24 protein-coding genes and 1 pseudogene are annotated in these 10,072 nt (G+C 39.3%); 3 read left to right on the forward strand and 22 right to left on the reverse strand.

Annotated elements, in window-relative coordinates; all coding sequences use genetic code 11:
* Positions 1 to 33: 33 nt before the first annotated feature.
* The 15 genes and pseudogenes from HT688_RS04005 to HT688_RS04075 all read right to left on the reverse strand — a co-directional run bounded on the left by HT688_RS04005 (position 34) and on the right by HT688_RS04075 (position 6,048).
* Complete coding sequence (locus HT688_RS04005; protein ID WP_050261585.1) at positions 34 to 294, reverse strand: DUF1372 family protein; 261 nt, start codon at positions 292 to 294, stop codon at positions 34 to 36.
* Entirely contained in the window at positions 291 to 767 is a 477-nt protein-coding gene (locus HT688_RS04010; protein WP_000502463.1) for a class I SAM-dependent methyltransferase, read from the reverse strand. The genes HT688_RS04005 and HT688_RS04010 overlap by 4 nt, the downstream gene beginning before the upstream one ends.
* Entirely contained in the window at positions 767 to 1,054 is a 288-nt protein-coding gene (locus tag HT688_RS04015) for a hypothetical protein (protein WP_119919603.1), read from the reverse strand. The genes HT688_RS04010 and HT688_RS04015 overlap by 1 nt, the downstream gene beginning before the upstream one ends.
* Positions 1,038 to 1,538 (reverse strand): DUF1642 domain-containing protein, encoded by a 501-nt coding sequence (locus HT688_RS04020; protein ID WP_119947180.1) that lies wholly within the window; start codon positions 1,536 to 1,538, stop codon positions 1,038 to 1,040. The genes HT688_RS04015 and HT688_RS04020 overlap by 17 nt, the downstream gene beginning before the upstream one ends.
* Positions 1,516 to 1,719, reverse strand: a complete 204-nt coding sequence (locus HT688_RS04025) for a hypothetical protein (RefSeq protein WP_119941745.1) — start codon at positions 1,717 to 1,719, stop codon at positions 1,516 to 1,518. Before HT688_RS04025 ends, HT688_RS04020 begins: the two co-directional genes overlap by 23 nt.
* On the reverse strand, positions 1,706 to 1,873 hold the full coding sequence (locus tag HT688_RS04030) for a hypothetical protein (RefSeq protein WP_078929772.1): 168 nt from the start codon (positions 1,871 to 1,873) through the stop codon (positions 1,706 to 1,708). The genes HT688_RS04025 and HT688_RS04030 overlap by 14 nt, the downstream gene beginning before the upstream one ends.
* Before the next feature lie 15 nt (positions 1,874 to 1,888).
* Positions 1,889 to 2,314 carry a RusA family crossover junction endodeoxyribonuclease gene (locus tag HT688_RS04035; RefSeq protein WP_050242940.1) on the reverse strand — a complete coding sequence of 142 codons (426 nt, stop codon included), beginning with the start codon at positions 2,312 to 2,314 and terminating at the stop codon, positions 1,889 to 1,891.
* A gap of 153 nt (positions 2,315 to 2,467) precedes the next feature.
* Positions 2,468 to 2,654: pseudogene (gene relB, locus HT688_RS11685) on the reverse strand (type II toxin-antitoxin system RelB family anti-toxin); the annotation flags it as partial.
* 217 nt (positions 2,655 to 2,871) lie between these two features.
* Positions 2,872 to 3,897, reverse strand: a complete 1,026-nt coding sequence (locus HT688_RS04045) for a DUF1351 domain-containing protein (protein ID WP_050222897.1) — start codon at positions 3,895 to 3,897, stop codon at positions 2,872 to 2,874.
* A 1-nt stretch (position 3,898) separates the two neighbouring features.
* Positions 3,899 to 4,648 (reverse strand): phage recombination protein Bet, encoded by a 750-nt coding sequence (bet, locus tag HT688_RS04050; protein WP_172923578.1) that lies wholly within the window; start codon positions 4,646 to 4,648, stop codon positions 3,899 to 3,901.
* Positions 4,645 to 4,824 carry a hypothetical protein gene (locus HT688_RS04055; protein WP_172923579.1) on the reverse strand — a complete coding sequence of 60 codons (180 nt, stop codon included), beginning with the start codon at positions 4,822 to 4,824 and terminating at the stop codon, positions 4,645 to 4,647. Before HT688_RS04055 ends, bet begins: the two co-directional genes overlap by 4 nt.
* A 105-nt stretch (positions 4,825 to 4,929) precedes the next feature.
* The gene (locus HT688_RS04060; protein ID WP_000196747.1) at positions 4,930 to 5,073 is read right to left on the reverse strand and encodes a hypothetical protein; all 144 of its coding nucleotides are present in this window, start codon (positions 5,071 to 5,073) and stop codon (positions 4,930 to 4,932) included.
* Positions 5,074 to 5,089: 16 nt separating this feature from the next.
* Entirely contained in the window at positions 5,090 to 5,437 is a 348-nt protein-coding gene (locus HT688_RS04065; RefSeq protein WP_000462836.1) for a hypothetical protein, read from the reverse strand.
* Positions 5,437 to 5,694 (reverse strand): hypothetical protein, encoded by a 258-nt coding sequence (locus HT688_RS04070; RefSeq protein WP_000608473.1) that lies wholly within the window; start codon positions 5,692 to 5,694, stop codon positions 5,437 to 5,439. Before HT688_RS04070 ends, HT688_RS04065 begins: the two co-directional genes overlap by 1 nt.
* An 87-nt stretch (positions 5,695 to 5,781) precedes the next feature.
* Positions 5,782 to 6,048, reverse strand: a complete 267-nt coding sequence (locus HT688_RS04075) for a hypothetical protein (protein WP_000450963.1) — start codon at positions 6,046 to 6,048, stop codon at positions 5,782 to 5,784.
* 196 nt (positions 6,049 to 6,244) lie between these two features.
* Here HT688_RS04075 and HT688_RS04080 point away from each other — a divergent pair, with 196 nt between their 5' ends.
* Positions 6,245 to 6,406: a hypothetical protein gene (locus tag HT688_RS04080; RefSeq protein WP_226323615.1), complete on the forward strand. Its 162-nt coding sequence runs from the start codon at positions 6,245 to 6,247 to the stop codon at positions 6,404 to 6,406.
* Here HT688_RS04080 and HT688_RS04085 read toward each other — a convergent pair.
* Entirely contained in the window at positions 6,399 to 6,569 is a 171-nt protein-coding gene (locus HT688_RS04085) for a hypothetical protein (protein ID WP_000656630.1), read from the reverse strand. The two genes, HT688_RS04080 and HT688_RS04085, sit on opposite strands and share 8 nt — an antisense overlap.
* Positions 6,566 to 6,709 carry a hypothetical protein gene (locus HT688_RS04090; protein WP_171039141.1) on the reverse strand — a complete coding sequence of 48 codons (144 nt, stop codon included), beginning with the start codon at positions 6,707 to 6,709 and terminating at the stop codon, positions 6,566 to 6,568. The genes HT688_RS04085 and HT688_RS04090 overlap by 4 nt, the downstream gene beginning before the upstream one ends.
* A gap of 115 nt (positions 6,710 to 6,824) precedes the next feature.
* Between HT688_RS04090 and HT688_RS04095 the strand changes: the two genes are divergently transcribed.
* Complete coding sequence (locus tag HT688_RS04095) at positions 6,825 to 7,067, forward strand: hypothetical protein (protein WP_138703523.1); 243 nt, start codon at positions 6,825 to 6,827, stop codon at positions 7,065 to 7,067.
* 156 nt (positions 7,068 to 7,223) lie between these two features.
* Here HT688_RS04095 and HT688_RS04100 read toward each other — a convergent pair whose 3' ends face one another.
* From HT688_RS04100 to HT688_RS04120, 5 genes are read right to left on the reverse strand one after another with little or no spacing between them, the layout of a single operon-like run.
* Complete coding sequence (locus HT688_RS04100) at positions 7,224 to 7,424, reverse strand: hypothetical protein (RefSeq protein WP_138700894.1); 201 nt, start codon at positions 7,422 to 7,424, stop codon at positions 7,224 to 7,226.
* Positions 7,381 to 8,235 carry an ATP-binding protein gene (locus tag HT688_RS04105; protein ID WP_001203053.1) on the reverse strand — a complete coding sequence of 285 codons (855 nt, stop codon included), beginning with the start codon at positions 8,233 to 8,235 and terminating at the stop codon, positions 7,381 to 7,383. The genes HT688_RS04100 and HT688_RS04105 overlap by 44 nt, the downstream gene beginning before the upstream one ends.
* A gap of 9 nt (positions 8,236 to 8,244) precedes the next feature.
* Positions 8,245 to 9,096 (reverse strand): replication initiator protein A, encoded by an 852-nt coding sequence (locus tag HT688_RS04110; protein WP_138703521.1) that lies wholly within the window; start codon positions 9,094 to 9,096, stop codon positions 8,245 to 8,247.
* Positions 9,093 to 9,320, reverse strand: coding sequence for a helix-turn-helix domain-containing protein (locus HT688_RS04115; RefSeq protein ID WP_015973623.1), 228 nt, complete (start codon positions 9,318 to 9,320; stop codon positions 9,093 to 9,095). The genes HT688_RS04110 and HT688_RS04115 overlap by 4 nt, the downstream gene beginning before the upstream one ends.
* 12 nt (positions 9,321 to 9,332) lie before the next feature.
* A complete protein-coding gene (locus tag HT688_RS04120) occupies positions 9,333 to 9,518 on the reverse strand; it encodes a helix-turn-helix domain-containing protein (RefSeq protein ID WP_000263488.1) in 186 nt (61 codons plus the stop codon).
* Positions 9,519 to 9,666: 148 nt separating this feature from the next.
* On the opposite strand from HT688_RS04120, the gene HT688_RS04125 reads away from it, so the two are divergent.
* Positions 9,667 to 9,891 carry a hypothetical protein gene (locus tag HT688_RS04125; protein WP_138703520.1) on the forward strand — a complete coding sequence of 75 codons (225 nt, stop codon included), beginning with the start codon at positions 9,667 to 9,669 and terminating at the stop codon, positions 9,889 to 9,891.
* Positions 9,892 to 10,072: the final 181 nt, after the last annotated feature.

The raw sequence follows: 10,072 nt of genomic DNA on the forward strand, positions 1-10,072 counted from the left end.
TTCGCAGTCTATCCCACGCTCTAAATTTTGGTATCATAACATCACCTCATCCCCAACTTTCACTTTCTCATACACGTCCTTCGTAACCACAAACACCCCGTAGTCACGAATCGTAAGCGTGTATAATTTGCCGTGTCGTCCTTTCTCGACGACTTTACCGAAAATCTCAGCGCCTGCGTTATCCGCCTTGTAGATAACCATCGGCTTCTTTTCTTCCAATTCTCGAATCCTGTCCATCTGCCAGATGTTTAGTCCAGCAGATACCAGAATCCAGATAGCTATGAATCGTTTCAATCTGTGACCTCCTCAAATTTCATAAACGTCATCCAATGCGTAGTACCTCTTTGTTGTCCAAACAATGGTTTAAAAGGTACAGATTTAAGAACCTCTTTAACGTTGATTTGACAATCAGACCATTTAAAAACTAGAGTACCTCCAACTTTTAGAACTCTCATGCATTCTTCAAAACCCTTGGCTAAATCTTCCGGCCAGGTAACTTTATCCAGCTCGCCATATTGTGATCGCATAATTGAGTTTTGACCTGCCCATTTCAAATGTGGCGGATCGAATACTACTAAATTAAATGTTTCATCATCGAATGGCATATCACGAAAATCTCCGACAACGTCAGGGTTTACGTTTACCTTTTTCCCATGTATTTCAAATTTTTCTTGTCTGATGTCCATGAAAGTTGTATGACTCTCATTTTTATCAAACCAAAACATACGACTGCCACAACAAGCGTCTAGTATTCGTATATCTCCCATTATTCCACCTCCTCAAAATAACTATGAAATTTACTTAAATTGACAATAGCGACCTCTTCAACGAAATGTTTTTCAATGTCAAAGTCTGGGTCATTTTTACTAAACTCTTTCTTTATCGCTTTTTCGGCCAGCGAAGGTAAAGCGAATATGCTTGCTCCGTTTTTTAGGGCAAGCGGATTTCCATGTTGATTCACTATTCGATAACCAACATCAAACGGTCTAATTTCCATTGGGATTTTTATGCGTTTACTTTGATCCTTCATTCCTTCTTCAAGCGTTTGTATCATATTCAACCTCCTCAATCTCAATCCCTGGGCAATCGAACACCCAGCCGAAACCAGCTTCTTCAAGTTCTTTGCGGGTGAATTTATAATTTCCAGTAATTATATTTTGGTTAAAATAAAGAACCTTCCCTGATTGCGTTTTAGTCAAAGGTTGCCCATTATTCAGACTAACAATATACCGCTTCTCTTCCTCGACCTCGTAGCCGTCAAGCCATGCACGAGCAACTAAATCAAATGGTCTTTCTTGCATAAACCATTTCCTAACTTCATCGTTCGTGAAATCAAATTCGAATAATTCTGCCACGTCTTTACAAGCTTTTCTAGCTTCCTCAATCCATTCAGCCACAAACTGCGGAACTTTGACTGGTTGCGGTTTATCTAGTTGTTCCAAGTCTTGCAGAAAAATTTGACGAGCTAGTTCTGCTCCTTCAGTATTCCATACACCCTCAAGTTTTTTATACTTCTCAATTAATCGCTGTACTTTCATCTTCCAACTCCTCCACTTTCCGTCTCAATTCTTTATTCTTTTTCCTCAACGAATAGCGCTCCAGCGCTCTAATCCGTCTCTTGCGTGCATCGCACGGTTTCGAATACTCGATTATCTTCTCTTCATTTTGCTCAATTGTACGTTTCAGTCCTTCGATTACTACCTGTTTATCGTACTTCATCGTCTAAAAATCTTTCAATAGCTTCTCTATAGGAGACTTCCACCATACCGTCTAAGTCGTTCAGGGCTTCAATATAGTCTGGACGCCCTTGCCCATACTGCTTTTTCAAAAACTCAACAAAGAGATGAATTTCCTGATAGGTTACTCCAATCATATTTCTATCCTCCTATCAAATCCCATCAACTATCCTCTGCAATATCTCGTGATATTCGTAAATCTCCAGCTCAATCCTATAATTCTTATTTCCGGACTTGCCACCGTGCATGAATTCAGTCGATACTATCACGTTGTAATTATCATCTGTCCAAATCTTAGCGTCCGTCAAACCATCAAACAAAGCCTTGCTTGTGGGCGACCAGTTCGGTGGGTCATACTTCCGATTTGTCGGAGGATATATCCGAACCTTAACCTTGCAAGGTTTGTCCTCGCTGTAAGGTAAGCCAAAGTAATCTCTCAGTACATTGTTGCCCTCATATGCAGCTAACTGCCGTAAAAACTTAGTGATTTTAGCCTTTTGATGAAAGTGCGGTCTATCATTTGAGTTAATCATCTGCTTTCTGTTTAACTCAAATTTAAGGATCAATCTCTCCTTCATTCAACCTCCCTAAACACCTAGCTTTTTCCACGCTTGCTATTGCAAGAATGTCATTAGCTAAATCAAAGACTGTGTACCAATCCAGAACTCCTAACAAGTCCTTGTGTTCCTTTAGTTCATCAACTAAGCTTTCCAGTCGTTCCAATGGGTTACTTTCATACCCCAACAGATACCCAACGCTTACCCCGAAGTAGTCAGCTAATTGTTTTGCTTTTTCTGGTTTAATTTGGCTTTCTCCGTTTTCCCAGCGTGATAGAGTCTTTTCTGATATGCTCATTTCTTTTGCTATTTCCTTTTGAGATAGCTTTTTTTCTTGTCTTAATTCTTTTAGTCTATTCATCAAAACACCTCATTCAGTTCCATAATCTCATCGCTGCCATACTTTCTACCAAAATCCCACGCCTGCCAAATTGTGAGCAAAGCAAGCGTGAGTGAAATTCTTTGCGCCATTCGTCCAAAGTCACATAAATGTCACTGACGCATTTTCTAGTTCGCAGTTTTACAAGAATGCACGGCTTGTTGGTTTTTGAGTTGTTTCCAAAATGGAAATAGTTGGTTTATTTAATCAGTTCATCCAATTCTGCCTGCGTCAACGGTTCAATTCGTTGATAACCTTGGACAGTGTAATTTTTTTTGTATTCAAATCCCAAATCCGCAAGGCTATTCTTGAAATAGTCTTTTTCTTCCGTGTCGGCGAAATATACTTCCAAGGTCATTTTTTGGGTATATCGTTTTAAGCCGTTTTCAGCCCCTCTGACGGCTTCTTGTTGGTTTTGGGATAATTGCCTACTGTCTAAGATTTCGCCCGTTTCTGGGTCAAATTTTGCGGTCTCCGTTGATTTTGGCGCTTTCTCTTGTTGCTGAGCTAAAACTTCCTCACGTTCTCGTTCAGCTCGCTCTTGAGCCAATCTAACTTCTTCTTTTTGCTTTTCAAAAGCGTAGTCTGCCTTGATTTGTTCCAACACTTCAACCAAAGTCATGTCTTTCAACATCCGAATATATGGCTGGTCTGTCATTCCGTACTCAGCGCATTGCCCTGAGATTGCTGAGATGGTTTTCTTGTATTCTTCTTGTTTCTGAAACTCAAATGTGACCATGTCATCAAGTGACTTCATAGTGGCTTTTTTAAGCGTCACGCCGTCAGCCATGAAATCGCCAGCCTTGACATACTCAAGGGCCTTCTCGTCAAATAGACGAGGGTCAAGCATGTATTCTGACGCCTTATTTGTAATGTAACCCTTAACAGTATCCAGTCTGAGTGCTTTCTGGTGGTCTTCAAACTCTTTGACATCTTTCGCAATCTTTTTGATAACACCATCAAGCGGTTCAACCTGCTCTGTGATGTATTCGTTAAAATCATCAGCGGTTTTTGACAAAACCTTTTTGATTTTGATACGTTCATCAGATATCTGCTTGAACAGTTTTCTGAGATCAGCTAATACCTGCTTATCGTCCTTGATTGTCGAAGCAGTAACTGTGTAATTCTGGTACTTCGTTACCACCTCTTTAATATTTTGTTCAAACAACTCACGGTCTAAAATTTCAACCTGAGCTTGTGTTACACTTACTTGTAATTCTTGCATGTTAGTACTCCATTTCTTCTAAGAGTTCACCTTGGACTGTCTTCTCAACTTGAGTAGGTTCAGGAACTGGGTGATTCGCCTCTTGTTCTTTATTGAATTGCTCAATCTGAGCCATCTTGCGTGTTACGACATCCTCTCGACTTTCTTGAGGTGTGACATCTTTGATACGGTCAAATGTTTCTCCGCCGTCATCCTCTGTGTACATATTGCCTAAATCCTCAGGGAAAGCCTCTCTAAGAGCATTTACCAGAGCCGTCTTTCTAATCATAGTAGCTGGCATAGAGTTCCAAGTGCTTTGTTTCTTGTCATATTCCTCACGGCTAACAAAGATCTCCACAGGTACCTTGAAATTTTTGCGGTACACTCTTGCCCATCCGCCTATCAATGTGTCTCCTGGGAGCATGATTGCCCCTTTGCGTTCGTGCATAACACCCTCGCTATCTGCCGCCACTACTCCACCCTCAAAGCCTTCATAGTCTTTACATTGAGCGGCACGTTTCAAGAAAGCCTCTTTGGAGACAATTAAACTGAACTCTGTGCCTCCATTACGATTTTTGTAAGCCACAATGTAGACCTCGTTAGCAAATGGGTTAAGATTGCGACCTTTACATAAGGCTAGAGCCTGACCTATTTGTTTTTCAGTCAACAGGTTTTGTGGGTCAAAATACTTTTTGATGTCTGCCCCAGTCAATGAACTTGGGTCAATAGTAATATCACGTTTTGTCTGCGTTGCTAATTGATTATTTGTCATTTTCTTCTTCCTTTCGTCTTCTTCAAATTCCAATTTTCACGTTTTAAGTGTCTATTTTCGTTTTGCAATTTCAAAATAATATCCTGTTGGTCGTTGATGATTTCTCCGAGTTCAATTCCGATATGCATATATTCAGCTCGCCAATTATCGATTTCTTCGTGTAGCTCCTGAATCATACTTCATCCCCCACGTATCGATATTGCCCACATCCAACATAGATGTACTGGCTTGGGTCAAGTTCCTCACGTTCTTCAGGCGGTTGCATTATATCTCTGTCGTAATCAAACATGCGCATACACCTTCCCTAGTTCAAGCACTCGTTTCACATATCTGGCCTTGGATGTTAGCCCAAGATCCAGCAATTCGTTTTTTTCTTCATGATTGGCCAAAAGCCATACACGGTTTTCAAGTTCAATTCTAGTCATTAGCGTCTCCTTTGCTCTACCCCAAATACTTTTCATAGCGTGATCTTCGTGGTTCTGGCAAGGCTAGAGGCTCAGGGCGCAATCCTTGAGGCGGTTCGTTGTCGTAGGTGAAGCCTTTGAACTCTCTGCGGATATTCTTGCGGATTTCTTGTCGCTGTGCCTCTCTACCACGTTCGTATGCTTGGTTGTAACCTTGGATAATCATAGACGCAAATTCTTGCTCTTCTCGTCTTTCTTCTTCCTTCTGGCGGATTTTCTCCTCTTCCTGCTTATCCATCTGATGAGCTAGAAGCCCTGCACCGATAAATCCTAAAATCACTGCACCAGTTCCTAAAAGCTGGCTAACTAATGGTGGTTCAAACATTATTCTTCCTCTTCATCATCTTCTTCTGCCATATTCTGCTTAATCGCCTCACTTGGGCTCATGCCATCCAATACATCCTTGATGACATGTGAGATGTCGTGGGTTACTTTCAACGGCTTTTCTAACTCATTAGGTAGCCCCAAAAGTTTTGTAGTTAGCAATCCAAGCGTAGATAATTTATGTAGCTTTTTTTGTAACTGTTCAATGCGTTCAATTTTTTCCTGTTGCGCTTTGATAATTTGGTCTTTGTTAATCATTGTTTTTCTCCTGTGGATAACTCAGTTATCCCTTTCTTTTATTTAGATTAGTAGTAGTTTGTTGTAAAGTTAGTAGTTATTATTCTGCTATCGTGTCATCTTAACGGTTTTAGACATTTCTTTCTTCCATGATTGACTGCCTCGATATTGCAGATAAGCATCAAAACCTTTGATTGTGACAAGCTGACCATCGTTTCTAAGGTATTTTTGTTGACTAGGTAATTTTTTCATCTCTCGCCTCATATCTCCCGCTTGTCGTTTTGAACATCCAAAGATGTGCTCTAGTTCTTCATCGTTTGCAGAAATCTTCTCGATGATCACGTCTTTAATTCTCACGATTTGAACTGTTTCCATTTTTGCTCCTTTCGTGGTATAATTTTCTTGAATAATTTTGTCATGCGCCTGATTGCCGTCAGGTGCTTTTTTGCTATCTCCTTTTCTGCTATAATGAAACCAGAAAGGAGGTAATATTATGACTGAAATTCACGCATGTCTTTGCGGAAATTGGGTGAACCTATCAGCCGACGACGATTGTGTAATGGGACCAAATATGGCTAATCCTTACATTTGGTGGGAAGAAAATGCAGAACTCTACTCACCAATTTCTAAACCTGAAGCAAACTCGATGTACCATCAGGATTATATCTACATTCACTATCGTGGCGCTGACTATCGTATCCATCCAATGTTCATTCAAATCGTTTCTAGATAACTTTTTCTAGTCTGCTAGAAATGATTTCTAAATCTAAGTCGTCCAGTTTCAACTGGTCGGCTTTTTGATTTAAACGAGCTTCGATAGCTTGGTTAATTTCAAACCATTCTATTTTTGTAAATCGGCTCCTGAATTTTAGAAATTCCTTTACTGCTTCTTTCATACTGTCCTACTTTCCATCGCCCTGAGTTCTATCTCATGGCTGACTTGTTTCAATAGCTTCTCACACGCTATTTTTGCTTCTCTGTACGTTTTAGATTCGCTGATGAAGTAATCAGCAAGTTCGATAATTTTATCTTCCATTCAACCTCCTATATCAGTCTCAAGACTGATGTGATTCCTTCCTAAATTGCTATAATATTCTTGACTAGGACCTCTCACCGTTTTAGTCAAAAATTCAACAGAAAGGAGATGTAATATGGATTCTAATAAATTTATGGAAGTTGTTTCAAAACACATAGATCAAAATTTTAATTCAAACAATCAATTAGTAGAATACGTTGTATCTGAATTAAGTTCGTTAGATTTAAACCTCAATACTGAACAAACTCAACATATTGTCAACATTATTGAATATGTGTCAAAATCAACTTCTAAAAGTACCATTGTTACTTTGGTAAATTCCATGATAGAACTTGGGATTCTAAAGAGCGACAACTAATTTTCTTTGTATCCAGAGCTGTTGTCAGACTTTCGGAATCAATAAAAAAACTATGTGGTCTTAAAAGTTTTTCTACTAATTTAGGGTCTGCCTTTACGAAGGTGGACTCTTTTTGTCCACTATACGGATATCGTCTTGATCTCATTTCCTCACCTCCTAACTCGTATAAATCCCGCCATTTCTGGCAAAGGCTCGTAGTTCGTTCATCTTTCTTGTAAATTGGTAGTCGCTTGTAATCAACAACCGCTCTTTCAGCAAGCTAGACAATCCGTAATGTTTTTCTTCAAACTGTTCAATAATCTGCTGACGCTCTTTAATAGTCACTTGCTGACAAGGTGCGTCTAGACTCTGTGTCATTGCTAAATTTGAACGCATTGGTCTTCATGTTTCCTTTCGTTATTCTATCTACGAGGCTTTTCTCGTAAAGTTTCTCCAAGTGATTGCCCCCGTAGTTGGTTGTAATAATCGTGTTCGTCCTGTTTTCAAGTATCTGATACAGGACTTTTTGCATCCAGTTGTTCCCCTGCTTGATTTCATCGCCTACACTTGACTCTTTGCCAAGATCGTCCAAAATCAAGTAGTCCACTTTCTGCAAGAACTGGATAGTCCGTCTTTCTTCCCACTTGGAATCCTTGTATCTAAAAGCGTCTTTCATCCGTGAGAATAGTTCCATGGAGGGAATATAGACCACCGAGCGCTTCAACTGGAACTTCTGGAAACTCTCGTTCAGTGTCTTAGCAATTCCAATTGCTAGATGGCTCTTCCCAACTCCAGGCGGACCGCTGATAATCGTATTCCCTTCATATCGCTCTTTCACATAGTCAACCGTCACACGTTTAGCGAAATTGACCGCCTCAGCATCTTGGTCTGTGTGAATCTCAAAGCTGCCGATAGTCGCATTCTTCAAATCAGGCGGAATAATACTCTCCTTAGCAAACAAAGAGTAAGACCTTGTATTTCTAATTTGAGCCTCAGCTTGCGCCAGTTGCTCTCCTGCTTGACTGTGGATTTTCTCCTGTCCGCATTCAGGGCAATAAGTCAGCACATTCTGCGTGCAAGGGTTGACTGAGCGCCACATATAGACTCCCTCATGCTTGGGGCATTGGGTATTCAAGGTTTCAATCTGTAAAAATCTACCCTGCAATTCATCTCTTGATACTGCTCGCATAGCACCCTCCTAGAATCCCAGTCGTGGGTTGTAACCGTCATCTGACAATCTTAACTCACTGCTTGGCTTCCCACTTGACCGCTTCGGTCTCTGTCTATTCTCTACCAACTCAGCAGTCACTAGACCTTTCTGTTTCCAGTCTCTCAAAATACTCTCAAGATACTTAAAGTAAGGTTTACCATTGCCCACACATTCCTTGATTGCTAACTTGATAACCTCTTTACTATGGTCTTGTAAGAATACCTTCAAGTCCTCAATCTCAAACGGCGTTGGGTATCTGCCAAACTCTGAAAAAATCCAATCGTGAACAATACCAAGGTCGTTTTCTGCTGGTGCGTCCTTTATACTATCTATATAGTTATCACCAGCACCATCTGGTTCAGTAAGGTTGGTTATATCAGGTTGGATATTATTAGGTTGGTTAGACTTAACATTTTTAAGTTCTTGAACTAAAGTTTCTTTAGTTATCCCCTTAACATTTTTAAGTTCTTGAACTAAAGTTTCTTTAGTCCTTAATTTCTGAGGATACAGTAAATTTGCTAGCCTAACACCTTGCCTTCTTTCTTTCAACAAACCATGTTCTATCAGTTCTCTTTTTAATTTAATTACTACTGGTTCGCTTTTTTTAATCCAATTACATATTTCAGCATTGGTAGCTATAACATACAAATGTCCATCTTTGTCAGTAAAGTGTTGTTTGTTTTTTTGAGATAATGAAACACGATCGATTAAAATACCATAAATCATAACAGCTAGCGGATCTAATCCTGAGAAATAATCATCTTCTATTAGCCGATACGGAATTTTAAAATATCTCTCGTGATTATCCATGTCTATCTCTGTAAAGTATTGGTCATTCATATCTCTCCTAAACTATGATTTAATTCGTATTTTTTACCTAAAAAAATAAAATCTTTTTTAACGTTGTATAAACGAGCTAGCTTGTCTAATAAATCAACTGGAATTTTAGAACTGTCATGCTCATATTTCAACAATGTTTGTTGATGGATTTGTAGCTTATCAGCAACCTCTTTTGCAGATAAATTGTAATTTGTTCTTATCGCTCGTAGCGTCATCTTTTGCACGCACTCACCCCCTTATCTTAATTCGTCTAAGCTGACTTCCAGTGCATCAGCGATTTTGCACATATTCGTCCACGACATCTCTTTCATCCTACCAGCCTTCAGATTTGAAAAATTAGATGGATGGACACCCGATTCCTTAGCTAAACGATACATCGACCAGCCTTTTATTTTTAATTGTTTTTCAATTTTATCCCACATCAAAAAACACCATATGTTGTGCTTTTCAAGCACACTAAATCCTTTCTTATACAATATGTTGACAACCAAATGTGTTTGGGTTATAATATATCTTGACTAGGATCTCTCCCGTTTTAGTCAAAACTTCAGCAGAAAAGAGGTTCAAAAAATGAGTAAGCTTAGCCATAAGCCAAACCACGTTGTTAAGAAACTAACCTGGGAAAATCTCGATAATATTCTATTATCTTATTTTTCAGAGTCGACTACTGATAAACCTAGCGCAGTAATTCAGTTATCTGATTTTGAAATGTCTAAAGCTAAAATTATCGAAGAAGCAACTGCTCAAGGTTATCAAGTTATCGATAATTCTGATGGTTACTTAAAGTTTCTATAACGAATTTTAAAGATGATATATTTGTACGATTTACATCAATATCTCTTTTTAACTTAGCGATCTGTCTATCAGATTGCTTTTTTCTTTTCCCACTATACGGATATCGTCTTGGTCTCATTTTCTTTCCCTCCCTACGCTTGACTAAATGCGTTCAGTTCCATGATTTTCATCTTGGTATTGG

Source organism: Streptococcus sp. 1559 (genome assembly GCF_013276735.1).
Taxonomy (GTDB): Bacteria; Bacillota; Bacilli; order Lactobacillales; family Streptococcaceae; genus Streptococcus; species Streptococcus pseudopneumoniae.

Coding starts and splice junctions, on each gene's coding strand:
- HT688_RS04015 (WP_119919603.1), bottom strand. CDS start 1,054: ATGATACAAACGCTTGAAGAAGGAATGAAGGATCAAAGTAAACGCATA.
- HT688_RS04075 (WP_000450963.1), bottom strand. CDS start 6,048: ATGGAAACAGTTCAAATCGTGAGAATTAAAGACGTGATCATCGAGAAG.
- HT688_RS04045 (WP_050222897.1), bottom strand. CDS start 3,897: ATGCAAGAATTACAAGTAAGTGTAACACAAGCTCAGGTTGAAATTTTA.
- HT688_RS04020 (WP_119947180.1), bottom strand. CDS start 1,538: ATGAAAGTACAGCGATTAATTGAGAAGTATAAAAAACTTGAGGGTGTA.
- HT688_RS04085 (WP_000656630.1), bottom strand. CDS start 6,569: ATGAAAGAAGCAGTAAAGGAATTTCTAAAATTCAGGAGCCGATTTACA.
- HT688_RS04070 (WP_000608473.1), bottom strand. CDS start 5,694: ATGATTAACAAAGACCAAATTATCAAAGCGCAACAGGAAAAAATTGAA.
- HT688_RS04125 (WP_138703520.1), top strand. CDS start 9,667: ATGAGTAAGCTTAGCCATAAGCCAAACCACGTTGTTAAGAAACTAACC.
- HT688_RS04010 (WP_000502463.1), bottom strand. CDS start 767: ATGGGAGATATACGAATACTAGACGCTTGTTGTGGCAGTCGTATGTTT.
- HT688_RS04090 (WP_171039141.1), bottom strand. CDS start 6,709: ATGGAAGATAAAATTATCGAACTTGCTGATTACTTCATCAGCGAATCT.
- HT688_RS04080 (WP_226323615.1), top strand. CDS start 6,245: ATGGCTAATCCTTACATTTGGTGGGAAGAAAATGCAGAACTCTACTCA.
- HT688_RS04030 (WP_078929772.1), bottom strand. CDS start 1,873: ATGATTGGAGTAACCTATCAGGAAATTCATCTCTTTGTTGAGTTTTTG.
- HT688_RS04105 (WP_001203053.1), bottom strand. CDS start 8,235: ATGCGAGCAGTATCAAGAGATGAATTGCAGGGTAGATTTTTACAGATT.
- HT688_RS04055 (WP_172923579.1), bottom strand. CDS start 4,824: ATGATTCAGGAGCTACACGAAGAAATCGATAATTGGCGAGCTGAATAT.
- HT688_RS04025 (WP_119941745.1), bottom strand. CDS start 1,719: ATGAAGTACGATAAACAGGTAGTAATCGAAGGACTGAAACGTACAATT.
- HT688_RS04035 (WP_050242940.1), bottom strand. CDS start 2,314: ATGAAGGAGAGATTGATCCTTAAATTTGAGTTAAACAGAAAGCAGATG.
- HT688_RS04110 (WP_138703521.1), bottom strand. CDS start 9,096: ATGAATGACCAATACTTTACAGAGATAGACATGGATAATCACGAGAGA.
- HT688_RS04120 (WP_000263488.1), bottom strand. CDS start 9,518: ATGTGGGATAAAATTGAAAAACAATTAAAAATAAAAGGCTGGTCGATG.
- HT688_RS04065 (WP_000462836.1), bottom strand. CDS start 5,437: ATGTTTGAACCACCATTAGTTAGCCAGCTTTTAGGAACTGGTGCAGTG.
- HT688_RS04100 (WP_138700894.1), bottom strand. CDS start 7,424: ATGACACAGAGTCTAGACGCACCTTGTCAGCAAGTGACTATTAAAGAG.
- bet (WP_172923578.1), bottom strand. CDS start 4,648: ATGACAAATAATCAATTAGCAACGCAGACAAAACGTGATATTACTATT.
- HT688_RS04060 (WP_000196747.1), bottom strand. CDS start 5,073: ATGACTAGAATTGAACTTGAAAACCGTGTATGGCTTTTGGCCAATCAT.
- HT688_RS04095 (WP_138703523.1), top strand. CDS start 6,825: ATGGATTCTAATAAATTTATGGAAGTTGTTTCAAAACACATAGATCAA.